The 26,133-nt window shown below is 66.0% G+C and carries 18 protein-coding genes; 6 read left to right on the top strand and 12 right to left on the bottom strand.

What is annotated here, in order from left to right:
* Nucleotide 1: 1 nt before the first annotated feature.
* From JKV55_RS17405 to JKV55_RS17385, 5 genes are all read right to left on the bottom strand, one after another.
* Nucleotides 2–1,141, bottom strand: a complete 1,140-nt coding sequence (locus JKV55_RS17405; protein ID WP_202088138.1) for a TroA family protein — start codon at nucleotides 1,139–1,141, stop codon at nucleotides 2–4.
* Nucleotides 1,142–1,193: 52 nt separating this feature from the next.
* Nucleotides 1,194–3,116 (bottom strand): TonB-dependent receptor domain-containing protein, encoded by a 1,923-nt coding sequence (locus JKV55_RS17400; protein WP_202088137.1) that lies wholly within the window; start codon nucleotides 3,114–3,116, stop codon nucleotides 1,194–1,196.
* 114 nt (nucleotides 3,117–3,230) lie between these two features.
* A complete protein-coding gene (locus tag JKV55_RS17395; protein ID WP_202088136.1) occupies nucleotides 3,231–4,577 on the bottom strand; it encodes a sensor histidine kinase in 1,347 nt (448 codons plus the stop codon).
* On the bottom strand, nucleotides 4,574–5,266 hold the full coding sequence (locus JKV55_RS17390) for a response regulator transcription factor (protein ID WP_202088135.1): 693 nt from the start codon (nucleotides 5,264–5,266) through the stop codon (nucleotides 4,574–4,576). The genes JKV55_RS17395 and JKV55_RS17390 overlap by 4 nt, the downstream gene beginning before the upstream one ends.
* Nucleotides 5,267–5,480: 214 nt before the next feature.
* Nucleotides 5,481–6,425 carry a LysR family transcriptional regulator gene (locus JKV55_RS17385; RefSeq protein WP_202088134.1) on the bottom strand — a complete coding sequence of 315 codons (945 nt, stop codon included), beginning with the start codon at nucleotides 6,423–6,425 and terminating at the stop codon, nucleotides 5,481–5,483.
* Nucleotides 6,426–6,556: 131 nt separating this feature from the next.
* On the opposite strand from JKV55_RS17385, the gene ydiJ reads away from it, so the two are divergent.
* The gene (gene ydiJ / locus JKV55_RS17380; RefSeq protein WP_202088133.1) at nucleotides 6,557–9,631 is read left to right on the top strand and encodes a D-2-hydroxyglutarate dehydrogenase YdiJ; all 3,075 of its coding nucleotides are present in this window, start codon (nucleotides 6,557–6,559) and stop codon (nucleotides 9,629–9,631) included.
* An 80-nt stretch (nucleotides 9,632–9,711) separates the two neighbouring features.
* On the opposite strand, the gene gorA is transcribed toward ydiJ, so the two are convergent.
* Nucleotides 9,712–11,064 (bottom strand): glutathione-disulfide reductase, encoded by a 1,353-nt coding sequence (gene gorA / locus JKV55_RS17375; protein WP_202088132.1) that lies wholly within the window; start codon nucleotides 11,062–11,064, stop codon nucleotides 9,712–9,714.
* Nucleotides 11,065–11,285: 221 nt separating this feature from the next.
* Between gorA and prlC the strand changes: the two genes are divergently transcribed.
* From prlC to JKV55_RS17355, 4 genes are all read left to right on the top strand, one after another.
* The gene (gene prlC, locus JKV55_RS17370; RefSeq protein WP_202088131.1) at nucleotides 11,286–13,328 is read left to right on the top strand and encodes an oligopeptidase A; all 2,043 of its coding nucleotides are present in this window, start codon (nucleotides 11,286–11,288) and stop codon (nucleotides 13,326–13,328) included.
* 118 nt (nucleotides 13,329–13,446) lie between these two features.
* Nucleotides 13,447–15,843, top strand: coding sequence for a putative bifunctional diguanylate cyclase/phosphodiesterase (locus JKV55_RS17365; protein ID WP_202088130.1), 2,397 nt, complete (start codon nucleotides 13,447–13,449; stop codon nucleotides 15,841–15,843).
* Complete coding sequence (locus tag JKV55_RS17360; protein WP_202088129.1) at nucleotides 15,812–16,570, top strand: class I SAM-dependent methyltransferase; 759 nt, start codon at nucleotides 15,812–15,814, stop codon at nucleotides 16,568–16,570. Before JKV55_RS17365 ends, JKV55_RS17360 begins: the two co-directional genes overlap by 32 nt.
* A 79-nt stretch (nucleotides 16,571–16,649) precedes the next feature.
* On the top strand, nucleotides 16,650–17,525 hold the full coding sequence (locus JKV55_RS17355; RefSeq protein ID WP_202088128.1) for an MBL fold metallo-hydrolase: 876 nt from the start codon (nucleotides 16,650–16,652) through the stop codon (nucleotides 17,523–17,525).
* Nucleotides 17,526–17,541: 16 nt separating this feature from the next.
* Here JKV55_RS17355 and JKV55_RS17350 read toward each other — a convergent pair whose 3' ends face one another.
* The 4 genes from JKV55_RS17350 to JKV55_RS17335 form a co-directional block, all read right to left on the bottom strand.
* On the bottom strand, nucleotides 17,542–19,455 hold the full coding sequence (locus tag JKV55_RS17350; protein ID WP_202088127.1) for a methyl-accepting chemotaxis protein: 1,914 nt from the start codon (nucleotides 19,453–19,455) through the stop codon (nucleotides 17,542–17,544).
* 57 nt (nucleotides 19,456–19,512) lie between these two features.
* A complete protein-coding gene (locus JKV55_RS17345) occupies nucleotides 19,513–20,514 on the bottom strand; it encodes a CobW family GTP-binding protein (RefSeq protein ID WP_202088126.1) in 1,002 nt (333 codons plus the stop codon).
* Between the two features lie 432 nt (nucleotides 20,515–20,946).
* Nucleotides 20,947–21,921: an acrylyl-CoA reductase (NADPH) gene (gene acuI / locus JKV55_RS17340; protein WP_202088125.1), complete on the bottom strand. Its 975-nt coding sequence runs from the start codon at nucleotides 21,919–21,921 to the stop codon at nucleotides 20,947–20,949.
* A gap of 103 nt (nucleotides 21,922–22,024) precedes the next feature.
* Nucleotides 22,025–22,888, bottom strand: coding sequence for a carboxylate/amino acid/amine transporter (locus JKV55_RS17335; RefSeq protein WP_202088124.1), 864 nt, complete (start codon nucleotides 22,886–22,888; stop codon nucleotides 22,025–22,027).
* Nucleotides 22,889–23,353: 465 nt separating this feature from the next.
* On the opposite strand from JKV55_RS17335, the gene JKV55_RS17330 reads away from it, so the two are divergent.
* On the top strand, nucleotides 23,354–24,277 hold the full coding sequence (locus JKV55_RS17330; RefSeq protein ID WP_202088123.1) for a LysR family transcriptional regulator: 924 nt from the start codon (nucleotides 23,354–23,356) through the stop codon (nucleotides 24,275–24,277).
* A gap of 25 nt (nucleotides 24,278–24,302) precedes the next feature.
* On the opposite strand, the gene JKV55_RS17325 is transcribed toward JKV55_RS17330, so the two are convergent.
* Together JKV55_RS17325 and JKV55_RS17320 are read right to left on the bottom strand one after the other, a co-directional pair.
* Entirely contained in the window at nucleotides 24,303–24,743 is a 441-nt protein-coding gene (locus JKV55_RS17325; RefSeq protein WP_094041396.1) for a universal stress protein, read from the bottom strand.
* A gap of 137 nt (nucleotides 24,744–24,880) precedes the next feature.
* Complete coding sequence (locus tag JKV55_RS17320; RefSeq protein ID WP_202088122.1) at nucleotides 24,881–26,053, bottom strand: methyltransferase; 1,173 nt, start codon at nucleotides 26,051–26,053, stop codon at nucleotides 24,881–24,883.
* Between the last annotated feature and the right edge of the window lie 80 nt (nucleotides 26,054–26,133).

Raw genomic sequence — 26,133 nt, 5'->3', positions numbered from 1 at the left:
GTCAGAGTCCGATCCAGTAGGTGCCGTTCAGGGGGATCGGCTGAAAGCGTTGGTACAGGGTAGCCAGGGTTTGCCGTGGATCCAGCTCGGCGAAGGTGTCCGGGTAGAGCCAGCGGGCAAAGGCCTGCACCGCCACCACATTCAGCGGCGAATTGTAAAAGTGATGCCAGATGGCATAGGCCCGCTTTTGCCGCACCGCATCCAGTTGTGTCAGCCCCGAGCCGGCCAGCGCATGGCGCAGGCTGGCTTCGGCCTGAGCCGCTGACACGCCGGCGCCCAGGGCGATGATGCCCGGGTGGCTGTCGAGCGTGTCTGTTGAGCCCACGGCGGTGGCGATGTAGATGTCGGGTTGCTCCAGCAGCAGGTATTCCAGGTTATACATGCCGGACACCCCCGGCACGCGCTCACCGGCAATGTTGTCGCCGTGCAGCAGGGTCAGAAAGCGGCCCAGCATGCCGTTGGTCATGGTTTCGCAGCAGGCGTCCTGCAGCCCCACCCGGCTGTGCAGAAACACGCTGGGCGCCTGGTCACGGCCAAGGCGTGCCAGCCCCGCCTTCACCCGGCCCAGCTCGGTGCGATAGAAGTCGGTGAATTCCCGCGCTTGCTGTTCACGGCCCAGGGCCTGGCCCAGCAGCTCCATGCTGCGCAGGGTGTGATTCAGGGGATCCTGGCGAAAATCGATAAACAGCACGGTGACGCCGGCCCGCTCCAGCCGGCCGATCAGGGTGGCGTCACGGGCGGTGGGGCCGTGCCCCTCCAGCCCGAACAGGGCCAGGTTGGCGCCCAGGCCCAGCGCCTGCTCGATGCTGAAGCTGTCGGCGGTGCCGCGGCCCAGGCGAGGCACCTGCTCCAGCTCGGGGAAGGCCTCGGCATACTGGCGGTAACCGGCCGGATCGGCCAGCTCGAAATCGGGCATGATCCCCGCCAGCCGTGCGGTGAGGCGGTCCCCTTCCAGTATGGCGAGCGCCGGCAGATAGCGACCCTCACCGAGAATGATACCGGTCACTTGGTCGGGCAGCTCGACCTGGCGTCCGGCCAGGTCGGTCAGGGTACCGGCCATGGTCGGCAGGGCCGGCAGCAGCAGCAAGGCGCCGGCCAGGCGGCGCATGCGGGAAAGCGTTTTAATGAGCGGAATAACCATGGTGTTTTCCTGTTCATGGACTCGTAAAAGGGGGTCTTGGCCCCCTTAACCATCAGAACTTGTAACTCGCGCTCAGGCGAATATCCCGGCCCGCTTCGGGCAGGCCCGCCGCCACGGCGCCGTAAACCGCGTAGCTGGCGTGATCCTGATACTGCCTGTCGAACAGGTTTTGTACGGTCACGGCCAGGGTCAGCTGGTCGCCGGCCAGTGGCCGCCAGCGGGCATAGAGATCATGCACGCCGTAGCCGGATTTTTCGGTATATCCGTCGGCCACCCTGGTCAGGCGCTCCCGGAAGGTGCCGGTCCAGCCCAGATCCAGGCTGTCGACGGGATGGAAATCCAGGCCGGCCACCCAGGTGTCGCCCACGCTGGTGCCGAGGCTCCAGTCGTCGTCGCTCAGGGGCTCGCCGTCGAGTTCGGGGCGGCTCTGGCTGTATTTCAGGCTGGCGCTGACAAGGCTCCAGTCGTAGCCGATGCCGGCGCTAAAGCCCTTGGTTTTCAGATCGCCGACGTTGCCGAGTACGGCGCGGGAAACCTGGCCCACCACATCGTCGATCTCGGTCACAAAGGCTTCGGCGCTCATATGCAGGCCGCCGTTGCGGTAGCTCAGGCCCAGCTCGTAGTTGTCAGCGGTTTCTTTCTTGCGGTCGGCGGCGTTGGTGTAGTAGTCGAGTACAAACAGCTCCTTGATCTGGGTGCCGCGCATGGCCCGGGCCCAGCCGCCGTGCAGGTTCAGCTTATCGGTCACGTCCAGGCTGAAGCCCAGGTTGGGGCTGAACCCGGACTCGCTGAAGCTGTTGCCGGTAAACTCTTCGTCCAGCTCATACCAGTCGTAACGGGCACCGGCGCTCAGCATCAGGCGGTCGGTGGCCTGGAAGTGATCCTGCAGGTAGAGGCCGGTGACGCGGCCGGTTTCACGCGCCGTATCGGCGACAATCAACTTGCCTTCGTCATGACGATGGTCCACGCCGTAGGTCAGGCTGTGGGCGCCCAGCTTGCTGGTATTGCGCAGATCGGCGCCGTAGCTTTCCTGGGAACCGAGCACGGTGCCATAGGGGCCTTCGATATGTTCGAGCGAGGCCTCGGTGTGGTGCAGGGTCAGCTCCAGATCCACCAGCTCGTTGCTGGCGGCGTTAAAGCCGTACTTGCCGGTGACGGTTTCCCGGGTCATTTCCTGATCGAACACCGGGTTGCGGACGCTGGGTACCCAGTGCGGGCGGTGCTTGCGGAAGGCTTCGTCCTGGTTGCGCTCATAGCTCAGGGTCAGCTTTTGCTCGTCGGTCAACTGCCCCACCACCTTGGCAAAGCCGGTCAGCACGTCGGATTCGGTGAAGGGCTGGGTGTTGCCGTCGCCGTCCTTGTAGTCACCGAGCTCGGTCTTGGACAGGGTGACCAGCGCGCTCCAGTCATCGGTCAGGTGACCGTAGACGCTGCCGGAAGTCCTGTAACCGTCGCTATTGCTGAAGTAGCCGGCCTGGAGCAGGGCGCCCACGCGCTGGCCAGGCCGCAGCAGATCGACCGGATCCTTGGTGACAAAGCGAATGGCGCCGGCCAGGGCCCCGGGGCCGTTGGTGGCCTCGCCGGCGCCGGCGGAGACTTCCACCTGCTTGAGCAGCTCGGGAGCAATGCTCAGCCGGCCCTGGTGATGGAAGAGGTTGCCGGACTGGGTGGCACCGTCGACACTCACATTGAGCAGGGTATCTTCCAGGCCGCGTATGTAAATCTTCTGGGTCACCGGTGACGACCCGCCCCCCACCGCAATCTCGGGATTGCCGGAGAAAATGTCGGCTACGTCCGTGGCCTGGGTTTTCTCCAGGGTTTCCTGGCCGATCAGAATGTCGGTGTCCGGCGCGGTGCGGCTGTCGGTGACATTGACGGTGTCCAGGGTGATGATGTCGTTGGCGGCCAGGGGGGTGGATACAATGCCCGCTATGGTCAGAGCCAGCAGGCTGGGTTTGTGATTGCTGCAAAACACGTCGTCAACCTCTTTAAACAAGAATTATTATCAAATGATTAGGGTTCGTATTCTTGTTTAATAAGGCGGCCAAGGGAAACGGTTTTACAATCGTTACATAGTGCCGATACCGGCTCAGTCAGCGCCATTCAGGGGAAGCCAGATGCTCATGCGCAGTCCGCCTTCGGCCCTGTTGCCGGCCTTTACCCGGCCGCCGGCGGCTTCCAGTTGCCGGCGGGCCAGGGCCAGCCCCAGGCCGAAGCCGCCGGCCTGGCCCTGGCGGGCGCCATCGAGCCGGAAAAAGGGCTGAAAAATGGTGTCCAGATGGGATTCCGGCACGCCCGGGCCCTGATCGTCTATGTCAAGGCGATATCCCTCGTCATGTGGTTGCAGGAGCACCGCCACCTGCCGGCCCGGCGGCGTGTGATGCAGGGCATTGCGCAGCATGTTCTCGATGGCCTGGCCCAGGGCTCGCTGGCTGCTGTGGCGCAGGGGCGCCTCGGCGGGCAGCTGGGCGCTGATCCCGTGGTGCGGGAATTCGAACCGGGCGTCGTCCAGCAGGCTGTCGAGCAGGTCGGTCAGATCCAGGTCGTCCCCGTTCAGCCGGGGGCGTTCGTTTTCCAGCCAGGCCAGGGTCAGGGTGTCTTCCGCCAGCCGGCGCATCAGCTCGCCATCGCGGCGGATCCGCGCCAGGGCCTCGGTCTTGTCCGCTGCCCGTTCGGCCCAGTCCACCGCCATTTCGATGCGGGTGAGGGGGGGGCGCAGTTCATGGGACAGATCGGCGATCAGGTGGCGTTGGGACTGGATCAGACCCTCGGTGCGCTCGGCCATGTGATCGAAGGTGTCGGCCAGGCCCGCCAGTTCGTCGTTGCGGCTGCCGAGAAAGGCCCGTACCCGAACCTTGTGGTCTCCTTCGCTGAAGCGGCGGGTGGCCCGCTCCAGCTGGCGCAGCGGCGACATCAGGTGGCGGTAGAGCACCAGGCTCAGCAGCACCAGCAGCAGCAGGGGCAGGGCGATTTGCAGCAGCATCCGGGTGTGGGGCTGGTAGCCGCCCGGGCGCATGCGCTGGGGCAACTGGATCAGGAAGTGGACATGGCGATCCGCGAAGGGGACTTCCATGATGGGGTTTTCGGCGAAATAGAGGTGGATTTTCCACTCCACGCTGCGGCCCAGCCCAAAGCCCTCCCAGAACCGCCGGCCGATGGTGCCGGCCACCGGCTCCAGCCGGGAGCGCACCACCGCCGCCCAAGTGTTCTCCCGTTGCTGCAGTTGCTCGAGCCAGGTCGCCAGGGCCTGTTGGTCGCCGGCAAGGTAGAGGCGTTCGGCCTCGGCGCCGTAGTCCAGCAGCGTCTGCCGGTGTTCGGTGGCGATGAAGCTCATGCTGTGCTCGGTGTGGTCCATCAGGTAGCCGAGCAGCCAGAACAGGGCCACGGTGCCGAAGGCGATGGTGGTACAGAGCTTCCACAGCAGGGGGCGGTTCATCGGAACAGGTACCCGGTGCCGTGTACCGTCTGCAGGTGATCGCTCGCCATGCCGGCCTCCGCCAGCTTGCGCCGCACCCGGCTCAGGTGCATGTCCAGGCTGCGGTCGTAGCGGCTGAACTCGCGCTCCAGCACCTGCTGGTAGAGCAGGGGCTTGCTCAACACCTCGCCCCTGTGCCGGAGCAGCAGCCACAGCAGCTTGAACTGGATGGGGGTCAGGGTGATGGGTTGCAGCCGGTAACTGGCCTGCTGCCGCAGCCGGTTCAGGAGCAGCCCCTGATGCTGTATCTCCAGGGGATCCGCCGGGGGCGCCGTCTGGCCCATGGCCCGGCGCAGCAGGGCCTCGATGCGCAGCACCAGCTCGGTAAAGCTGAACGGCTTGGCCAGGTAGTCGTCGGCGCCCTGGCTGAAGCCCTGGATCCGTTCTTCTTCCGCCCCGCAGGCGGTCAGCATGATCACCGGCGTCTGCTGGCGCTGGCGCAGCAGCTTGAGCAGCGACAGGCCGTTGCGCCCGGGCAGCAGCACGTCCAGCAGGATCAGCTCGAAGGGGGAGCCCAGGGCGGTGAGCAGCCCCTGTTCGCCATCGTGGCACTGGCTGATGTCATAGCCCCGGTGGTGCAGCAATTCGGCGAGCTGGTCGCTGAGGGCGGCATCGTCTTCGATGATCAGTATGCGGGCGGCGCTGGGCATGGACAGTAAACCAAGAAAGAAAATGCGAATGGTTATCGATTATATTGTTTTCTTGGGATTGGTAAACCGTGGCGCCGCGGTCGAGCCCTCCATCTTGAAGCTGGCCGCGGGGGAGTAGTGGCAGGGCCTGGCGGGAAAGAGGGCGACTAAAGCACAAGCGGGAAGTCTGATCACAAGGAGGCCGGATAGCACTCCGGCCTCCGGCGAGCATCACTCAGCCATGCGCGGCTTCGACAGAGGGGGGGAGTGGCATGACCGCGAAGCGCTGGCGCACCAACAGCAACAGCGCATCGGCGGCGGGGCTGAGCGAGCGACCCCGGCGGCGGATGATATGGAGATCGCGGTAAATGGCGGGATTCGCCAGCGGCCGGAACAGCAGGCGTTCGAACGAGCGAGTGCCGGCCGCCAGCGCCGGCAGGACCGACACCCCCAGGCCGGCCTCGACCAGGGCGGCGAGGCCGGCCGGGTTCGAGACCTCAATCGTTGAGCGATCCAGCCTAAGCTCGATGCCGTGGTGCGAAGGCTGCTGCGACAGCTGGGCACGGATGCCGGTATCGGTCGACAGCATCAGCAGTTCTTCCCGCTCGAGATCCTTCCAGTCGAGCACGGCCTTGCCCTTGGCCAGCGGATGCCCGGGCGGGAACACGGCGCCGAAACGATCCCGTAGCACCGGTGTGTAGCTGAGCTCCGGCTGGTTGGAATGGTTGCCGCCGATACCGAAGTCGACCTCGTTGGCCAGGACATGCTGCTCTATGCCGGCGGCACTGTTGTCGCGCAGCAGCAGGCCGATGCGCGCATGGCGTTGGTGAAATTCCTTGACCACCGGTGGCAGCAAGCGGGCGAGGGTCGACGGCGAGGCGGCGATGCCGACCTGGCCGTGCTGATGTTCTGCCACCGCCTGCAGGTCGGCCATGGCGGTATCGAAGTCCGACAGCAGCCGCTCGGCCACCGGCAAAAAGCGTTCGCCCTCGGGATTGAGCAGGACGCGGCGGGTAGTGCGGTCGAACAGAATCAGCCCGGTTTGCTGCTCCAGTTGCTTGATGGTGGCGGTGAGCGATGACTGGGTCAGGTGCAGGTATTGAGCCGCCTGGGTGAAGCTGCCGTGGTGCGCGACGGCAACGAAGGCGCGCAAATGCCGGACGGATAGATTATTCGTCATAATCAATTAATCTATAAAATTTTATCGTTTGAATGATAAATAAGGATTCTGCATCATCTCGCTCGTACTGACAATTCCAACTGCGCCGTGTCTCTCGCGACCGGCGGCGTGACGACGAGGTTCCATCCGCCATGATCCCAGGTATCGCCCACACCGACACGACCCAGCCGCTGTATCTCGAGTTTATCGAGCGTCTCACCAACCTGGGATTCGGCGGTGACATCAGCGCCGATTACGCCAACCGGGTGGTGCAGTCCACCGACAACAGCATCTACCAGCTGCTGCCCCAGGGCGTGCTCTACCCGGCCTCGATCGAGGATCTGATGCTGCTCGCCCGGCTGTCGTCGGAGCCGCGCTATCACCGTATCGGCCTGAGCCCGCGCGGTGGCGGCACCGGCACCAACGGCCAGTCGCTGACCGACGGCCTGATCGTCGACTGCTCCAAGCACATGAACAAAATCCTCGAGATCAATGCCGAGGAACGCTGGGTGCGGGTACAGGGCGGGGTGGTCAAGGACCAGCTCAATGCCGCCCTCAAGCCCTACGGCCTGTTTTTCGCGCCGGAGCTGTCGACCAGCAACCGCGCCACCATCGGCGGCATGGTCAACACCGACGCCAGCGGCCAGGGCTCCTGCCTCTACGGCAAGACCCGCGACCATGTGCTGGAGCTGCGCTCGGTGCTGCTCGACGGCAGTTTCTGGGTCTCCAGGCCGCTGGCGGAAGCCGAGCTCGACAAGATCAAGCAGCGGGACGACCGCATCGGCGCAGTGCACCGGCTGGTCGACGACATCCAGCGCACCCGCCGCGACGATATCGAAACGAAGTTCCCCAAGCTCAACCGCTGCCTGACCGGCTACGACCTGGCCCATATCCGCGACGCCGACGGCCGCTTCAACCTTAACTCGGTGCTCTGCGGCGCCGAAGGCACCCTGGCCTTTATCGCCGAGGCCAAGCTCAATGTGCTGCCGATCCCGAAATACTCGGCACTGGTCAACATCAAGTACGACAGCTTCGAAAGCTCGCTGCGCGATGCCAAGGCGCTGATGGCCTGGGGCCCGACCTCGATCGAGACCGTCGACTCCAAGGTGCTGAACCTGGCGATGGGCGACATCGTCTGGGATTCGGTGCGCCACTACTTTCCCCACGCCGACGGCGAACCCGACATCGCCGGCATCAACCTGGTGGAATACACCGGCGACGACGAAGCGCAACTGCAGGCCGACGTCGACCGGCTGGTGGCGCATCTGGAAGCGGTCAGCGGCCAGCCGGGCAGGAGCTTCGGCCACTCCGTGGCCTTTGGCGCCGGCGAGATCAACAAGATCTGGGGCATGCGCAAGAAGGCCGTCGGTCTGCTCGGCAACGCCCAGGGCGAGCGCCGGCCGCTGCCTTTCGTCGAGGATACGGCGGTGCCGCCGGAGCACCTGGCCGACTTTATCATGGAGTTCCGCGCGGTGCTGGACGCGCGCGGCCTGCAGTACGGCATGTTCGGCCATGTGGATGCCGGCGTGCTGCACGTGCGCCCGGCGATCGACATGAAGGATCCGGCAGAGGAAGGCCTGATCCGCGCGGTCACCGACGAGGTGGTGCGGCTGACGCAGAAGTACAAGGGGCTGCTCTGGGGCGAGCACGGCAAGGGCGTGCGCTCGGAGTATGCGCCCGAGTTCTTCGGCGATCTCTACCCCGAGCTGCAGCGCATCAAGGGCGCCTTCGATCCGCACAACCAGCTCAACCCGGGCAAAATCGCCACGCCCCTGGCCGGCGGCGCCGAGCTGCTGAAGATCGACGGGGTGCCGACCCGCGGTCAGCACGACCGGCAGATCCACATCGCGGTGCGCCAGAGCTACGAGTCGGCGATGAACTGCAACGGCAACGGCGCCTGCTTCAACTACGACCCCAACGACGCCATGTGCCCGTCCTGGAAGGGCACCCGCGAGCGCATCCACTCGCCGAAGGGGCGCGCCTCCCTGGTGCGCGAGTGGCTGCGGCTGATGGCCAGCCAGGGCGTCGACCTCAACGACGCCAGCCGCGAGGTCAAGGCGAGCTCGTTCATCGCCGGCCTGCCGCGGCGGCTGCGCAACAGCCTGGGCAAGCGCCGCGGCGAATACGACTTCTCCAACGAGGTGCACGCCTCGATGATGGGCTGCCTGGCGTGCAAGTCCTGCGTCGGTCAGTGCCCGATCAAGGTCAATGTGCCGGACTTCCGCGCCCGTTTCCTCGAGGTTTACTACGGTCGCTACCTGCGCCCGCTGAAGGACTATGTGGTCGGCAGCCTGGAATTCATGATCCCGACCCTGGCACGGTTCCCGGCGCCCTATAACTGGGCGATGCGCAACGGCCTGGTCAAGCGAGTCTTCCGTGGCCGGGTGGGCATGGTCGACAGCCCGGAAATCAGCCGCCACAGCCTGCGGCAGGGCCTGCGCCGGCGCGGCGTCGAGCTGGCGACGCCGGCGAACCTCGCCCGGCTGTCCGCGGCGCAGCGCGCCAGGGCGGTGGTGATAGTGCAGGATGCCTTCACCAGTTATTTCGAAAGCGAACTGGTGCTCGATGTCGTCGACCTGCTGGGCCGGCTCGGTTTCCATGTGCTGGTGGCGCCGTTCAAGCCCAACGGCAAGCCGCTGCACGTGCACGGTTTTATGTCGGTGTTCGAGCAGGCGGCGCGCAACAACGCCCGCATGCTCAAGGCGATCAACGACAGCGGCCTGCCGCTGGTGGGCATAGACCCGTCGATGACCCTGACCTATCGCCAGGAATACGCCTATGCGCTGCCGGAGGCGGAACTGCCGGAGGTGAAGCTGGTGCAGGAATGGCTGGAGGAGCAGCGGGATGCCCTCGCCGCCCAGGCGGACGGCCTGCCGGCGGGCGAATTCCGGATGCTGGCGCACTGCACCGAGAAAACCTCGGCGGCGCCGTCGATCCGTAGCTGGCAGGCGGTCTTCAGCGCGCTCGGGCAGCGGCTGGAGGTGATCCCGGTGGGGTGCTGCGGCATGGCCGGTACCTACGGCCACGAAACGGCGAATTATGACACCTCGCGACGGATTTACGACCTGAGCTGGCGTGAGCAGGTCAACGACGCCGACAACAGAGGCAAACTGGTGGCGACCGGCTATTCCTGCCGCAGCCAGGTCAAGCGCTTCGACGAGCAGCGCATCCCCCATCCGCTGCAGGCGCTGCTGGCTCAGGTGATGGGCACGGTGAAGGCGGCTTGACGCTTGTGCTGCCAGCGGTCACTGGCGTCATAAAAAAAGCCGGATAGCAATCCGGCTTTTTTTTTGCGTCCCGAACCCCTTTACCGCATGGTCACGAACTCTTCCGCCGCGGTGGGGTGGATGGCCACGCAGGCGTCGAAGTCGGCCTTGGTGGCGCCCATCTTCACCGCCACCGCAAAGCCTTGCAGTATCTCGTCCATGCCGAAGCCGATGCCGTGGATGCCCACCACTTTTTCATTGTCGCCCGCGCACACCAGCTTCATCTTGCAGGGCTGGCGGTGCCGGGTCACGGCGGTGTACATGGCGGTGAAGGAAGAGGTATACACCTTGACGTTGTCGTCGCCGTACTGGGCCCGGGCCTGGGGTTCGGTCAGGCCCATGGTGCCGATGGGCGGGTGGCTGAACACCACGGTCGGCACCAGATCGTAATCCATCTTGGCCTCGGGCTTGTTGTTGAACAGCCGCTCGGACAGCTGGCGTCCGGCCTTCACCGCCACCGGGGTCAGCTCCACATAGCCGATGTTGTCGCCCACCGCGTACAGGCCCGGGGCCGTGGTGTTCTGGTACTCGTCCACCTTGATGTAGCCGTGCTGGTCCACCGACACGCCGGCGGCCTCCAGGTTCAGGCCCTGGGTCAGGGGGCGGCGGCCGATGGCCCAGATCAGGCAGTCCACATTGAGCGACGCGCCGTTTTCCAGGTGCAGGGTCAGGCTGCCGTCGGCCAGTTTTTCCACGCTTTTGGGCACCGCCTGGGTGTGCAGTCGCGGGCCCTCGGTGGCCATCACCTCCACCAGGGTGTCGGTGAGCAGGGGATCGAAGTTGCGCAGCGGTGCCTGCTTGCGCACCAGCAGGTGGGTCTCGGAGCCCAGCGCGTTCAGCACCCCGGCCAGCTCCACCGCGATGTAGCCGGCGCCGACCACCGCCACCCGTTTGGGCTGCTCGGTCAGTGCGAAGAAGCCGTTGGAGTCGATGCCGTGCTCGGCACCCGGAATATGGGGGATGATGGGTTCGCCGCCGGTGGCGATCAGGATATGGTCGGCGGTGATTTCCTCGCCGTTCACCTCGAGGGTGTGGGCGTCCTTGAAGCGGGCGAAGCCCTTGATCACCGTTACCTTGTTGTTGCCCAGCACCCGGTCGTAGGACTGGTGGATGCGGCCGATATAGGCCTGGCGGCTTTCCACCAGCCGGGCCCAGTCGTGTCCCTTGAGTTCCACATCGAAGCCGTAGTCGGCGGCGTAGAGCTTGACCGCCTCGGCGACCTGGGCGCCGTGCCACATCACCTTCTTGGGTACGCAGCCGACGTTGACGCAGGTACCGCCCAGATCCTTGGCTTCAATCAGCGCCACTTTCTTGCCGTACATGGCCGCCCGGTTGGCGGAGGCGATGCCGCCGCTGCCGCCGCCGATGGCGATATAGTCGAAATGTTGTGCCATATGTCTGCTCCGTGGTGGAATGGGGGTCAATTAACACTGTTGGCCGATTGTACACCAAGTCTTGCTAAAGCTGGCGGTCACTAAATAACCGAATTCGCGGTCAATTAGAGGGCAACGGCACGAAAAGCTTGAACATTGGCGCCGCTATCACCATGTTAGGGGGTATTCCCTCGATTGCCTGCGAGCAAGGCGACGGCCAAAACAATAAGAGGTACAGGACCATGACGAATCCGCTACTTACCATGGACGGCCTGCCGCCGTTCAGCCAGATCAAGCCGGAACACATCAAGCCGGCGGTGGAGCATGCCATTGCGGATTGCAAGAAGCGGGTGGAAACGGTGCTGGCGCGCCATGAGGAGTTCACCTGGGACAACCTGGTGGCGCCGCTGGAGGAAGTGAACGATCACCTGAGCCGGATCTGGTCGCCCATCGGCCACCTGAACGGGGTGATGAACAGCGAGGCGCTGCGCCAGGCCTATGAGTCCTGCCTGCCGCTGTTGTCCGAGTACCATACCTGGATGGGCCAGCACGAAGGCCTGTTTGCCGCCTACCAGGGGCTGGCCGACCGGGACGATTTCAAGAAGCTGAGCCTGGCCCAGCAGAAGGAGGTGGACAACACCCTGCGCGACTTCCGGCTGTCGGGCATCGCCCTGGAAGCGGAGCAGAAGAAACGCTTCGGGGCCATCCAGGCCCGGCTGTCGGAGCTGGCTTCCACCTTCTCCAACCGGGTGCTGGACGCCACCCAGGCCTGGATCAAGCACATCACCGACCAGGCGCTGCTGGCCGGCCTGCCCGAGTCCGCCCTGGCGGCGGCCGAGGCCCAGGCCAAAGCCCGGGAGCTGGCCGGCTGGGTGTTCACCCTCGACATCCCCTCCTACCTGCCGGTGATGATGTACGCCGACGATGCGGCCCTGCGCGAGGAGCTGTACCGGGCCTACTGCACCCGGGCCTCGGATCAGGGCCCCCACGCCGGCGAGTTCGACAACACCGCCATTATCGAGGAGAGACTGGCACTCAAGCAGGAGCTGGCCGAGCTGCTGGGCTACGACAACTATGCCCAGGTGTCCCTGGCCACCAAGATGGCCCGGAGCGAGCAGCAAGTGCTGGACTTTCTCGAGCAGCTGGCCAGCCGCTCCCATCCCCAGGGCGAGGCCGAACTGGCCGAGCTGACCGAATTCGCCCGTGAACGGCACGGGGTGGAGCGGCTCAACGCCTGGGACATCAGCTACTACGCCGAAAAGCTCAAGCAGTACAAGTACGCCATCTCCGATGAGGAGCTGCGCCCCTACTTCCCCGAGCACAGGGTGGTACAGGGTCTGTTCGAGACCGTGAAGCGGCTGTTCGGCATCCAGGTCAAGGAGCGCTTCGGGGTAGAGGTGTGGCACCCGGACGTGCGTTTCTTCGACATTTACGACGAAACCGGCGAACTGCGCGGCAGCTTCTACCTGGATCTCTATGCCCGCGCCAACAAGCGTGGCGGCGCCTGGATGGACGACTGCATCGGTCGCCGCTACCGGGAGGACGGCAGCCTGCAGAAGCCGGTGGCCTACCTCACCTGCAATTTCAACGGCCCGGTGGGCGATGTGCCCGCTCTGTTCACCCACAACGAGGTGCTGACCCTGTTCCACGAGTTCGGCCACGGCATCCACCATATGCTGACCCGGGTGGACGTGGCCGGGGTGGCCGGCATCAACGGCGTGGCCTGGGATGCGGTGGAACTGCCCAGCCAGTTCCTGGAAAACTGGTGCTGGCAGCCCGAGGCCCTGGCCTTTATCTCCGGCCATTTCGAGACCGGCGAACCGCTGCCGGCGGACATGCTGGAGCGGATGCTGGCGGCGCGCAACTTCCACTCGGCGCTGATGATGCTGCGCCAGCTGGAGTTCGCCCTGTTCGACTTCCGCCTGCATATGGCGCGGGACGGCGCCCAGCCCGGGCGGGTGCAGGCCATCCTGAACCAGGTGCGCAGCACGGTGTCGGTGCTGCCGCCGCCCGAGTTCAACCGCTTCCAGCACAGTTTCTCCCACATCTTCGCCGGCGGTTACGCGGCGGGCTACTACAGCTACAAGTGGGCCGAGGTGCTGTCCAGCGACGCCTTCGCCCGCTTCGAGGAGGAAGGGGTGTTCTCGGTGAAAGTGGGCCGCGACTTCCTGCATGCGGTGCTGGAGCAGGGCGGTGCCAAGGAGCCGATGGAGCTGTTCAAGCAGTTCCGTGGCCGGGAGCCGAAGATAGACGCCCTGCTGCGCCACTCCGGCATCGCCGCCTGAGGGCACTGCGGAATAAAAGGTGGCCGAGGCCACCTTTTTTGTGCCCGCCGCTGGCCAGGCCCCGGCCGGATAAGGTATACACGGGGGCAAGCACGGGCTCTCGGACAATATGGGCAATATGGAAAGCAAGGTCGCGTCATGGTTTAACCTCTGGTGCCTGGATCAACTGGTTGAACAGCAGGTGGCCGACGGTGCCCTGCTGTGCCGGTTGCAGGGGGAGGAGTGGCAGCCGGTGCTGGCCGCCGGCGTGGCCTTGCCCGAGGTGGCCCTGCAGGGGCTGCACCGTGGTCGGCAGCCCCTGCGCCATCGGCAATGCCGTGCCCTGCAGGCGGGGTCGGGCTACTTCCTGTCCCTGTCGCCCTGCTATCCGGGCTATGGCCTGCTGTTCCTGTGGCAACGCAAGGGGCGCCGCCTGCCGGCGGCTGCCTGGCTCCGGTTGTTCCGCGCCATCTTCAGCCAGCACGACCGGGCCCGCATCGCCACCCGTTCACCGGCCCTGCTCGACCATCTGCCCCTGCCGTTGCTCAAGCTGAGCCCGACCGGCGCCATCCTCTGGAGCAACCACCGGCTGCAGCAGGCCCTGGGCTTTACCCCCGCCGAGCTGGAGGGCAAGTCGGCCAGTTACCTGACCCATGCCGCCGACTGGCCCGACAGCCTGCGGCTCTACCAGCGGCTGGGCCAGGAGCCGGGCCAGGGCATGGCCACCCTGGAAAAACGTTACCTGCACAAGAGCGGCCAGGTGTTCCGGGGGCGCATGCACCTGACCCTGGTGCCCGGCGAGCAGGGCCGGCCCGACCATATCATCGGCCTGCTGGAGGGACTGGAGCGGCAACGTCAGGACGAGATCGGGTTTCAAACCAGCCAGGTGCTGGAGCAGTTTCGCCCGGAAGGGCTGATGATCTGCGACGCCAGCACCCGCATCCTGGCGGTGAACCCGGCCTTCGAGCGCATCACCGGCTACACCGCCGGCGAGGTGATCGGCCGTTTCCCCTCGCTGCTGAAGTCGGGCATGCATGCCAAAGGCTTCTACCAGGCCATGAACGCCGCGCTGCGGGAACACGGCTGCTGGCAGGGCGAGGTGTGGAACCGGCGCAAGAACGGCCAGGTGTACCCGGAGTTCCTCAGGATCAGCACCCTGCGGCAGCGGGGGCGGGTCCGCCAGTACCTGGCGGTGTTCAGCGATATCAGCCACGTCAAGCCGGCGGAACAGCGGCAACGGACGGAGGAAGACGGCCTGACCGGCCTGGCCAACCGGGCCAGCTTCCAGCACCGCCTGAGCCAGTACTGCCGGCGGCGGGAGCCCTTCGCGCTGATGATCCTGGATATCAACAACTTCCGGCTGTTCAACAACGCCATGAACCACAGGGTGGGGGATCGGGTGCTGCGCGAGGTGGCGCTCCGGCTGCAGAGCCGGCTGCGTGGCGACGATTTCCTGGCCCGTATCGGCAGCGACGAGTTCGCGGTGCTGGTGCCCGGCATAGTGCAGCACCGCCAGGCGCGCATCTTCGGCAAGCACCTGTTGGGCGCGCTCAAGCGGCCGCTGCACCTGGCCGAGCAGCACCTCTATGTGGATGCCACCCTGGGCGGGGCGCTCTGGCCCGGCGCCGAGGAGGAGGACGCCGAAAGCCTGCTGCAGCAGGCGGAGCAGGCGCTGTTCGGCGCCAAGCAGAAAAAGCAGCCGCTGGCCCTGTACGACCGCCAGCTCAACCGCGTCCAGAGCCGCCGGCTGCGGCTGCAGCACGAGCTGGTGGAAGCCATCAAGCAGGGCGGTCTCAGCCTGCACTACCAGCCCATAGTCGCGGCCGAGACCGGCGGTATCTCCAAGCTGGAGGCCCTGGTGCGCTGGCGGCATCCCACCCTGGGTTATATCTCCCCGGCGGAGTTCGTGCCGGTGGCGGAGGAGTGCGGCATGGTGCAGGCCCTGGGCGACTGGGTGCTGAACCGGGCCTGTACCGACCTGCGCCGGCTGCACCAGGCCGGCTACGCCCTGGACATGGCCATCAACCGCTCCAGCCTGGAATTCCAGAGCCTGGGGCTGGACGGCGGCGAATGGCTGTCGGTGATCCAGCAACAGGGCCTGTCGCCCCGGCACATCATCTTCGAGATTACCGAGTCGCTGTTCATGCAGGGCAACGAGCAGCACCTGGAACGGATCCGCGCCCTGCGCGAGGCGGGCTGCCGCATCGCCATCGACGATTTCGGCACCGGCTATTCGGCGCTCAACTACCTGCGCACCTTTCCCATCGACCTGGTCAAGATCGACAAAAGCTTTATCGACCACCTGCCCGGCAACCGGCGCGACGGCCTGCTGCTGGAGGGCATACTGCGCATCATCGGCGACCTGGGCATGTCGGTGGTGATCGAAGGGATGGAAACCGAGGCCCAGGCGGCGTATCTTGCCGCCCAGCCCTGCCATTACCTGCAGGGCTACCTGATCGCCCGGCCCCTGGCCATTCGTGAATTGCTGCCTTTTTTGGAGTCCTATGCCGGACACTCAGTACCCGATACAGATTGATGTGGAAGACCCCGCCCTGGCGGACGAAGCCGGGCAACTGGCCCGACGCCTGGCCGGGGTGACGGCGCCAGCGCCCTTCGCCCTGGTGTACACCCAGGGCCGGCTGGAGCTTCGCAAGCTGGATGAGCCCAAACTCGGCGCCGTGTTCGTGGACTTTGTGGAAGGGGCCGTGGCGCACCGGCGCAAGTTCGGCGGCGGCCGGGGCCAGAGCATCGCCCGGGCGGTGGGGCTCAAGCACGGCCACAACCCGAGCGTGGTGGACGGCACCGCCGGCCTGGGCCGAGATGCCTTCGTGCTGGCCTCGCTGGGCTGCGCCGTGACCCTGTGCGAGCGCCATCCGGTGGTGCACGCCCTGCTCGCCGATGGCCTGCGCCGGGCGGCCCTGGATCCGGAGATCGGTGGCTGGGTCGCCGAGCGGCTGCGGCTGCTGCCCTTCGGCCAGGGCCTGGCGGAGATCACCGACGCACCGGATGTGGTCTACCTGGACCCCATGTTTCCCCACAAGAAGAAGTCGGCGCTGGTGAAGAAGGAGATGCGGGTATTCCACTCCCTGGTGGGCCCGGACGAAGACGCCGATGCCCTGCTGCCCCGGGCGCTGGGCCTGGCCCGCGCCCGGGTGGTGGTGAAGCGGCCCGATTACGCCGGCTTCCTCGACGGGGTCACGCCCTCGGCGCAGATCGAGAGCAAGAACAACCGCTTCGACCTCTATGTGAAAGCGGCGCTGTAAGTCGGCGCCGGGCGAGGAAACATGAGTTAAATTAGTTTATACTAATTTAACTCGGCTCCCGCCATCGGAGGACAACAGCATGACTCGGCACGACGCCCCGCTCGTCAGGGCCTTCCTGGACCAGGACAGCGAAACCTTCAGCTATGTGGTGTACGACCGGCCCGGCGGCCAGGCGGTGGTGATCGATCCGGTGCTGGACTTCGACTACAAGTCGGGCCGCACCCGCACCCACACGGCGCAGCAACTGGTGGACTTCGTCCGGGAGCAGGGGCTGACCCTGCACTGGGTACTGGAAACCCACGCCCACGCGGACCACCTGTCGGCGGCGCCCTTTCTCCGCGAGCAGCTGGGCGGCAGGATTGGCATCGGCGAGCATATCCGGGAAGTGCAGGCGCTCTTCCGCCAGGTGTTCGACCTGGAGAAGGAATTCCTGCCCGACGGCAGCCAGTTCGATCACCTGTTCGCCGACGGCGACACCTTCGAGGTGGGCGGGCTCCGCTTCCGGGTGATGCACACCCCCGGCCATACTCCGGCGGATCTGGCCTATATCGTCAACGAACAGGCGGCCTTCGTCGGCGATACCCTGTTTATGCCGGATGTGGGCACCGCCCGTTGCGACTTTCCCGGTGGCAGCGCGAGCCGGCTGTACCGCTCCATCCACCGGCTGCTGGCCCTGCCCGAGGAGACCGCCATCTATATCTGCCACGATTATCCCAGGCCCGGGCGGGAGCACCAGTACCTGACCTCGGTCGGCGCGCAGCGCCGGCACAATATCCATGTGCGGGAGGGCGTCGGAGAGGCCGAATTCGTGACGATGCGTGACGAGCGGGACGCCACCCTGGCCATGCCTCGGCTGATACTGCCGGCCATCCAGGTCAATATCCGCGCCGGGCGGATGCCGCCGCCGGACGAGCGGGGCAAGGTCTACCTGAAGATCCCCATCAACCAGTTGTAGCCGCCTGAGCGGCCGGCTAAGCCTGCTGCAGCATGGCGGTGATGGTGCCGGCCTGGCCGCGGATGCGCGCCACCACCTGGCCGGCCCGGGCCGACACCTCGGTGGACTGGCCCTTCAGCTCGTCCATCAGCCCCATGAAACGGCCCAGTTCGGCGGCCTGGCTGTCGGCGTGGCCGGCGCCCCGCTCCGCCACCGTGGTGGTGGCCTGGGAGGTGGCGCGCACCTGCTCGGTCACCTCCATCAGGGTCTGGGCCTGATCGTGCTGGGCGGCGGCGGCCTGCATCATCTTGCTGATGGTCAGGCCCAGTTCGTCGCTGGCCAGGCGCAGCCGCTCCATGATGTTGCCGATTTCGCTGAGCGAGCCCTGGGTGTTGCCCGAGAGCTTGCGCACCTCGTCCGCCACCACCGCAAAGCCTCGCCCGTGCTCCCCGGCCCGGGCCGCCTCGATGGCCGCATTGAGCGCCAGCAGGTTGGTCTGTTCGGCGATCTGCTGGATCACCCCGATGATGGCGGAGGCGTCGCCGACCGAGCGGACCAGGCTGTCCAGGGCCTGGCGGCCGGTTTCGGCGGCCTGCTGGCTCTGCTCGGCGGTGTGTACCAGCTGTTCTACCCTTTCCCGGCTGACGCCCATGGCCTGCAGGTTGTCGCGGGCGGTGAGGGCGATGTCGTCGGTGGCCTGGCGCATCTGCTGGGCCAGGTGGTTGAGCTCGTTGACCATGTCGACGCTGCCGCTCATGGTCTGATCGGTGGTCTGGGTATGGCGCTGGATATCCAGCACCTCTTCGATCATCTGCTCCAGGGCCTGGGACACGTGCTGCAGCTGCCCGGCCCGGCTGTGCTGCTGTTGCTGCAGGCTTTCGATCAGGCCGTTGAAACTGGTGGCGATCTGGCCCAGCTCGCTGTTGGGGTGGGTCACCGGCAGGGTGGCGAGCTGGCCGTCCTGCACCAGCTGGCGGAAGGCGTTGCGCAGCAGGCGCAGGCGGTTGACCACCAGCACCCGCTGGAACAGGTAGCTGAGCAGGGCGAACAGCAGCAGGGTGGCGCACAGGGCCAGCAGCAGCAGGGCCAGCTGCCGGTATTCCTGCACGCGGGCCGCTTCCTGCCGCTCCACCAGCAAATCCAGCTGTTGCTCAATGTCGTTCAGGCTGGCGCCCAGGGCGTCCGAGGCCCGGCTGCGCAGGGCCAGGGTGTCCTGGGTGTTGCCCAGCTCCTTGGGGTAACGGCCGAGCAGGCTCTGCAGCTCCCGGCGGGGGGCCTCGCCCAGCTCCACCGGCTTGGCCCTGCGCAGGGCGAACTCGTCCACCTCCTGCTCCTGGTAGATGCCCAGCAGGGGCAGGGCCAGGAGCTGGGTGGACAGCTGGGTCAGCTCGTTCAGCTGGAAGTCCAGGGCCTGGCGAAGCTGGGGGTTGTTGTCGCCGATATAACCCTGGCGCAGGTGGATAAGGCGGGGCAGGGCGGCCAGCATTTCCCCCACCAGGGCCTGGTAGCGGGGGGCCAGGCTGTGGGGGCTGCCGGCGTAGCGGGCCAGGGCCCGGAGCTGGTCGGCCAGCTCCTGCTCGGCGTGCTGCAGCAGGTGCTGGCTGTTGCCGGAGAGCTTGCCGGCCTCGCGGAAGTCGTGGCTCAGTTGCTGATAGAGCCGCGCCACCGCCTGTTGCGCCGGCTCGCCACCGGCATGGTGGCCGAGGGCGCTTTCCATCGCCTGCAACTGGTGTTCGGCCTCGGTCATCAGGCTGGTGTCGCCGCTCGCCAGGTAGGCGGAGATGGTGCGGTAGAGGGAGATATTGGCGTCGCGGCGCAGCTGCTCCAGCCCGGCGCGGGTTGCTTCCCCCTGCTGCAGGCGGTGGTCCCCCAGGTAGAAGGCGCCGGCCAGCAGCAGCGCCAGGGCGATCAGCAGCAGCGAAGACAACATCGAAAACAGCGAAACTTTCATCGGCCAGGCCCTAACGTATCCTTGTGGCCGGCAGACTAAGACAATCTCATGACAGTTTTATGACGAGGGCAGCGATAGCACCGTCTGCATCAGCCGCTGGTGCAGCGGCTGGGCGGCCAGGGGGGCGGGATCGATCAGCTCCAGCCGGCCTTCCCGCTGGGGGGCGATACGATAGACGCTGAGCCGGCCGTCCACCTTGTTGAAGGCGCGCCAGCCGTCTTCCACCCGCAGCACCGCCTTCAGCCGCGCCACCGCCAGTTCGGCGCAAAACGCCTCGACCGCCGCCTGGTCGAATACCACCTCGTCGAGAAAGCGCCAGCCGATGGAGAAATGATCCTGGCCGTGGTTGCCGTAGCGGCGCCAGGGCTGGCCGCGGCTGAGGCGGGGGCCGGGGTCGGCGAGCAGTGGCCGGGGGGCGTTCTCTTCGTGGGCCAGGGGATGGGCCGCCCGGCGCTCCGGGTGGTGTTCGCCCTGCAGCCAGGCCGGGTCCAACTGGCCCTGGCAGACTTCCACCAGCGCCTGCTTGGGCGGCCGGTAGCCGTCCAGGCCCCGGCGCAGGGCCTCGAGTTCCGCCTCGCTGCACAGGTCCGTCTTGTTGGCCACCAGTATGTCCGCCAGGGCCAGCTGATCCTGGTAGGTGTCGTGCTGCCGGTAGCGTGGATCGGCCCACTGGCGCGGATCCACCAGGCAGAAGGCGGGGCCCAGTTGCAGTATCTCCCGGTAGTGCTCGTTGGTGAGAATGTCGAGGATGCGGCTGGGGTGGCCCAGGCCGCTCGGCTCGATCAGCAGGCGGTCGGGCCTGGCCTTGTGCAGCAGGGCGTTGAGCCCGATCTGGAAGGGCAGCCCGGACACGCAGCACAGGCAGCCGCCGGGCACTTCCTTGATGGTGGCGCCCTGATCGCTGAGCAGGGCGCCGTCTATGCCCACCTCGCCGAACTCGTTGACCAGGATGGCCCAGCGCTCCTGCTCCGGCTTGTGGGCCAGCAGGTGGCGCAGCAGGGTGGTTTTGCCGCTGCCGAGAAAGCCCATGACGAGGTGGGTGGTGACGGGAGTGCTCATGAGTGGGTCCGGGAAAATGATTTTGTTACTTTATAACATATTTTGACAAGGGCGGGTAAGGGCCGAGGCCTTCCTTAAACCAACCGCCCTGGCACAACGGTGGGTAGGCGCGTCGTACAGACGGCGGAAAACTTCAGGCTGAACTAAACAGGCAACGTCTATACCAGAAAGGAAGACAAAGGGTCCACTCCGGCCGACCGTCACATGCCAGGGATGGCATGTGCGAGCTTACAGGGGGCGAGCTTGCTCGCCGCGACGAGCGGTTTCGGCCTGACCGAACATCCAGTGAATGTTCGCAGCAGGCCGAAACAGCGAGTGTCATATTTTATAGCGTGTCGGCGGAGTGGGCCCTTTGGCTGACTTCGTTAAGGTGTTCAGACGACGAAGTCAATAAACTGAACGGCGGGCATGCCCGCCGTGGGAACAAATGCCTCAGGGCTGGATCACCACCCGGCCCCTGAGCTTGCCGGCCAGCAGATCCCGGGCCGCTTCTATGCTCTGCTCCAGGGTCAGCACCTGGGCCTGGTCTTCGAAGTCGAGCGGCAGGCTTTCCTGCAGCCGCTGCCAGGCTTCGATGCGCTTGGCCTTGGGCATATAGACCGAGTTGATGCCGAGCAGCTGCACCCCGCGCAGGATAAAGGGCATGACGGTGGTGTTGAGGGCCACGCCGCCGGCCAGGCCGCAGGCGGCCACGGCGCCGTCCATTTTGGTCTGGCTCAGGATCTTGGCCAGGGTGCGGCCGCCCACGGTGTCCACGGCGCCGGCCCAGCGCTGGGTTTCCAGCGGTGCCGGTTCGGCGTCCAGCTCGGCACGAGGGATGATGGCGGCGGCGCCCAGGGAGGTCAGCCAGTCACCGTGTTCGGGCCGGCCGGTGGAGGCATGCACCTCGAAGCCGGCGCCGGCCAGCAGCCGCACCGCCACCGAACCCACACCGCCGGTGGCGCCGGTGACCAACACCGGGCCCTGGCCGGGGGTGATGCCCGCATGCTCCAGCGCCATCAGGCTGAGCATGGCGGTAAAGCCGGCGGTGCCGATGGCCATGGCCCGCTTGGCGCTCATGCCCGGCGGCAGGGGGATCAGCCAGTCCCCCTTGGCGCTGGCCTTCTCCGCCAGGCCGCCCCAGTATTGTTCGCCCACGCCCCAGCCGGTGAGCAGCACCTCGTCGCCGATGCGGTAGTCCGGGTGATCCGAGGCCAGCACGGTACCGGCGTAGTCGATGCCGGGCACCATGGGCCACTGGCGCACTATCTTGCCCTTGCCGGTGATGGCCAGGGCGTCCTTGTAGTTGAGGGTGGAGTAGTCGACCTTCACCAGCACGTCGCCGGTGGTGAGCTGGTGCTCGTTCAGCCGCTGCAGGCGGGCTTGGGTTTGTTTGCCGGATTCTTCTAATAGTAGGGCGGTAAACATGATGTTCTCCTCGGCACTGTTTCCTATGACCCAGTGTAAGGAGGCCGGTGCGGATTACCATGGCCGGCACCGGCTAAATTGTGATTTTGTGACCCCGGCGCCATCAGGCCCGGGCGGCTTCCGGGGTTTTGAGCCAGGCTTCGTTGAGCCAGAGCGAGGCGATGATGATGAGTCCGCCCAGGCCGAGCCGCAGCAGGTCCGCTTCCCGGTTCCAGATCAGCAGGTTGACCAGCAGGCCGGCGGGCACCAGGGCGTTGTTCATGATCGCCAGGGCACCGGCATTGACCAGGGTGGCGCCCTTGTTCCACAGGAAATAGCCCAGGCCGGAGGCGCCCAGGCCCAGCCACAGCAGTATGCCCCACTGCAGGCCGCTGGCGGGGTAGCGGTCGCTGCCGAGCAGCAGCCAGGCCGGCACCACCACCAGCAGGGCGCCCAGGTAGAAATAGCCGAACAGCCGGTGCTGGGGCGGATGTTGCGGATAACGCTCCATCAGCACCTTGTAGCCGACCTGGCCGAGGGCGAAGCAGAGGTTGGCGCCCTGCACCACCGCAAAGCCGAGCAGGTAGGTGTCGGTGATGCCGTCGAAGCGGATCACCAGGGCGCCCAGCACCGCCAGGGCGGCGGTGAGCAGGTAGCCGGGGTTGAAGCGCCGGTTGAGCAAATCGTAGATCAGGGTGACGTAGAGGGGCGTGAGCACGGTGAAGATCAGCACCTCGGGCACCGTCAGCAACAGGAACGACTGGTAATAGAACAGGTACATGATGCCGAGCTGCACGGCACCGCAGCCCATCAGCCCCAGCGCCAGCCGGGCCGGCAGGCGCCGGGAGAGAAAGGGCAGGAACAGCAGGGCGGCCAGGGCCACGCGGCTCAGCACCGAGAAGTAGCTGTCCACGGCGCCGGCCAGGTAGACGCCGATCAGGCTGAAGGAAAAGGCCCACAACAGGGTGACAAAGACCAGATAGGACATGGGTGAATTTTCATCATTGGTAAAGGTGGGGCGCTATGATGGCGCAAAGCCGGGGGCCGATCCAGCCGCGGGCCCATAAAAAAAGCCGGCGCAATGCACCGGCCCGGGACCAACATCAGGTTTGTCATAAAGGAGAGAATGACGTCCCCAAACAAAGTGGTTTAACACCACACGCAGAACTAGTGGGCATAGCGCCCGAAAAGGTTGTCAGCGTGGCAACCCGTGCCGCCCGACCCCGAACATTCCGTTTTTGTCGCCATACCGGCATTACCTCGAATAACCCCGGTATCACGACAGACAGGCAGTACCCCCCATGATGCCACCATGCCCAGAACCCTGTTCGGCCAGGCCGCCGGATGAAACAACTCCACCACGCCGACGATTAACTTGTCTGTGGCGCACATTCTATGGTCAGATAATCTATGTCAGAAATGAATTATCACCATGGACGTATGGTAAATATCGATGGATAACCTCTATCAACGGCTGGATCTGAACCTGCTGCGGGTGTTCGATGTGCTGATGCAAAGCCGCAACGTGACCCGGGCGGCGGAGCAGCTGAACCTGTCCCAGTCCACCGTCAGCCATGCCCTGGCCCGGCTGCGGCTGGCCCTGGGCGATCCCCTGTTCGTGATGACCCGCAAGGAGATGCGGCCCACGGGCCGGGCCCAGGCGCTGGCGGCGCCGGTGCGCCAGGCCCTGGCCTTGTTGGAGCAGGGGGTACGCCAGTCGGCGGGGTTCGAGCCCGATTCCTCCACCCGCACCTTTCGTCTGGCGGTGCCGTCCTCCATCGAACACGGCGCCGTGCCCCAGCTGGTGGAGCTGCTGCACCGGCGGGCGCCGGCCTGCCGGCTGGCCATCAGCGAGCTGGTCGACTCCGACTACGAAGATAGCCTGGCCCGGGGCGGCCTGGATCTGGTGGTGGGCTTTGCCGGCGCCGGCCACCTGTCCCCGCGGCTGCTGTGCGAGCCCTGGTTCGACAACCCCATGGTGTGCCTGTCGGCACGGGGCAGCGACCTGCCCGGGGTGTTGTCGGCCGCCGAACTGGTGGCCTGGAGCCATGTGTCCACCTCCACCTGGGGCCACAACCAGACACTGGTGGAGCACTGGCTGAAGGACAAGGGGCTGGAGCGCCATATCGCGGTCTGGGTGCCGAGCTTCGAGGCGTTGCCCAAGCTGCTGGCCACCGGCCGTTACCTGGCCATGGTGCCGGAGCTGATCGCCCGGGATTTCTGCCATTACCACCCGTTGCAGAGCCACCGCCTGGATGAGCCGCTGTACAGCACCTATATGCTGGCCCAGCATCCGCTGACCGAGTTCGATCCGGCGCTGGTCTGGTTCCGGCAACTGTTGCGGGAGGTGGGGGAGAGCTTGTGCCGGGTGGAGTGAGGGCCGCTGTGCCGGCCCTCGGGGCTTATTCCTTGGGCAGGGGCACCACCAGCATGTCGCAGGGCACGGTGTTCATCAGTTGGCGGGCGGAGGAGGTGAGCAGGCTCCAGAAGCTTTGCTCGTGGCCGCAGACCAGCAGGTCGATCTGGTTCTGCTCCACCGCCTCGTTCACTTTCAGCGCCAGATCGCCGCAGATCACCAGCTTTTTCTCGATGGGATAGCCCAGATCGCCCAGGTATTCCTCCAGCCGCTGCTTGGCGTCGGCCACCACCTGATCCTGGATATTGTCGATATCGATGTCGATCATCTCGGTGTAGAGATCCTTGAGATCCACATCCACGTGGATGACGGACAACTTGGCCTGGTTGGCGCGGGCGCGATCCACCGCCTTGGCGATCACCTTGCGGTTTTTCTCGGTCATGTCGACCGCCGCCAGTATGTGTTTGTACTGATAGGGTTCTGTCATGGCACTTCTCCTTTTTTCCCAAGTCTATCAATCCATTAGCCGTTAAACCGTGAGCCGGGCGGGAATTTCGCATCGCGCCTGATGCCAGCAGCATAGGCCAGGACCGGCGGCCGGGACAAGACGGCCGGGGCGCTATTTCAGTCCCGGCTGGCCTGGATCAAATAACGGCGGGGGCTGTTGGCCGGTTCGGTAAAGGTGCCCAGGCGCACCCGGTAGCCCTGCTCTTCCAGGAACAGGGCCCGGTCCAGCAGCAGCCACAGCTCCAGCGGGTAGCGGTAGAGGTGGCGCACCAGCTCGATGCGCTGGACCATCAGCCGGCGCGGCTCGGCCCGGGCCAGCCAGTGGGTACCGTCGATGATGGCGGGGGCGGGGAGCCCCTTCTGCCCGCAGGCCCAGCGGGCGAAGTCGGCGAAATCGCCGCTCAGCAGCTGCTTGGGGAAGGAGGGCAGCGGCAGGTATTCATTTTGCCCCCTCAGCGCCCGTTGCAGCTCGTCGAAGGCCAGGCGCCAGCTCAGCTCGATGCGGCGCAGCCGGCGCACCCGTTCGCCGCCGGTCACCTGCTGCTGCAGCGGCAGCCGCAGATCCTGGCGGTCCAGCCCGAGATCCCGGGCCCGGCCGGCGGCGGACAGCGGCCGGTAGCGCTCGCCCTCGATCAGGTGGTAGCAGCAGGGGGAGAGCGCCAGTTCCCGGGTGCCGGCGGCGGCGGCATGGCGCAAAAAGCGCAGGTGCAGCTCGCCGCAGGCGTGCAGGGCCAGGGCCTGCTGCTCGGCAGCGAAGAGGCCGGCGGCGGCCTCGGCCAGGGCATCGGCGCAGACAAAGCGGTGCTCGAGCCCGAGCCGCTCGGCCAGCTGCTCGCCCTGGCGGCACAGGTCCGGGTTCCATTCCAGGCTGGTGACCGGCCGCGCCGACTGCTGGGCCAGCAGCCGGCCGAGGTGGCCCTTGCCGGCGCACCACTCCAGTATGGGATGATTTCCGCTGATATTGGCGGCAAAATCCTTGATCTGCGCCCATTTCCGCCCGGGGATACCGTTGCTCCAGCGCGGGGTGGCGTAGTCGGCGGCCCGTTCCAGCGCCGGGAGCCGCGGCCGGTTGAGGGTGACGGCGTCCGGCCGCCACTCGGCCAGGCAGGCCAGGGCGGCGGCCGGATCGGCCTCCAGCGCCTCCAGCCGGGCCTCGTCCAGCTCTTCGAGCAGGGGGGCGAGTTCCGGCCAGGGCAGGGTATCGCAGGCAAAGGGATAGCGCTGCCAGTCGCCGCGGGTGCGGTGCAGCAGGGTGCTCAGGGTGTCGAAAAGGTCGGCCAGGTCGCTCATGGGAACGGATTATAGCGTCGAGCCCGGCGCCGTGATAGCGGGGGCGGGACCGGGGCGCTAGAATAGCGCCTTTGTGTCGA

The sequence above is a fragment of the Zobellella iuensis genome (assembly GCF_016746085.1).
Classification (GTDB): Bacteria; Pseudomonadota; Gammaproteobacteria; order Enterobacterales; family Aeromonadaceae; genus Oceanimonas; species Oceanimonas iuensis.
This window is presented reverse-complemented; position numbering and strand designations above follow the sequence as displayed.

Excerpts from the sequence above, each read along its gene's own strand:
- ydiJ (WP_202088133.1), top strand. The coding sequence starts at position 6,557 with ATGATCCCAGGTATCGCCCACACCGACACGACCCAGCCGCTGTATCTC.
- JKV55_RS17330 (WP_202088123.1), top strand. The coding sequence starts at position 23,354 with ATGGATAACCTCTATCAACGGCTGGATCTGAACCTGCTGCGGGTGTTC.
- JKV55_RS17355 (WP_202088128.1), top strand. The coding sequence starts at position 16,650 with ATGACTCGGCACGACGCCCCGCTCGTCAGGGCCTTCCTGGACCAGGAC.
- JKV55_RS17325 (WP_094041396.1), bottom strand. The coding sequence starts at position 24,743 with ATGACAGAACCCTATCAGTACAAACACATACTGGCGGCGGTCGACATG.
- JKV55_RS17385 (WP_202088134.1), bottom strand. The coding sequence starts at position 6,425 with ATGACGAATAATCTATCCGTCCGGCATTTGCGCGCCTTCGTTGCCGTC.
- JKV55_RS17350 (WP_202088127.1), bottom strand. The coding sequence starts at position 19,455 with ATGAAAGTTTCGCTGTTTTCGATGTTGTCTTCGCTGCTGCTGATCGCC.
- JKV55_RS17395 (WP_202088136.1), bottom strand. The coding sequence starts at position 4,577 with ATGAACCGCCCCCTGCTGTGGAAGCTCTGTACCACCATCGCCTTCGGC.
- JKV55_RS17365 (WP_202088130.1), top strand. The coding sequence starts at position 13,447 with ATGGAAAGCAAGGTCGCGTCATGGTTTAACCTCTGGTGCCTGGATCAA.
- JKV55_RS17405 (WP_202088138.1), bottom strand. The coding sequence starts at position 1,141 with ATGGTTATTCCGCTCATTAAAACGCTTTCCCGCATGCGCCGCCTGGCC.
- JKV55_RS17345 (WP_202088126.1), bottom strand. The coding sequence starts at position 20,514 with ATGAGCACTCCCGTCACCACCCACCTCGTCATGGGCTTTCTCGGCAGC.
- JKV55_RS17390 (WP_202088135.1), bottom strand. The coding sequence starts at position 5,266 with ATGCCCAGCGCCGCCCGCATACTGATCATCGAAGACGATGCCGCCCTC.
- prlC (WP_202088131.1), top strand. The coding sequence starts at position 11,286 with ATGACGAATCCGCTACTTACCATGGACGGCCTGCCGCCGTTCAGCCAG.
- gorA (WP_202088132.1), bottom strand. The coding sequence starts at position 11,064 with ATGGCACAACATTTCGACTATATCGCCATCGGCGGCGGCAGCGGCGGC.
- acuI (WP_202088125.1), bottom strand. The coding sequence starts at position 21,921 with ATGTTTACCGCCCTACTATTAGAAGAATCCGGCAAACAAACCCAAGCC.
- JKV55_RS17320 (WP_202088122.1), bottom strand. The coding sequence starts at position 26,053 with ATGAGCGACCTGGCCGACCTTTTCGACACCCTGAGCACCCTGCTGCAC.
- JKV55_RS17335 (WP_202088124.1), bottom strand. The coding sequence starts at position 22,888 with ATGTCCTATCTGGTCTTTGTCACCCTGTTGTGGGCCTTTTCCTTCAGC.
- JKV55_RS17360 (WP_202088129.1), top strand. The coding sequence starts at position 15,812 with ATGCCGGACACTCAGTACCCGATACAGATTGATGTGGAAGACCCCGCC.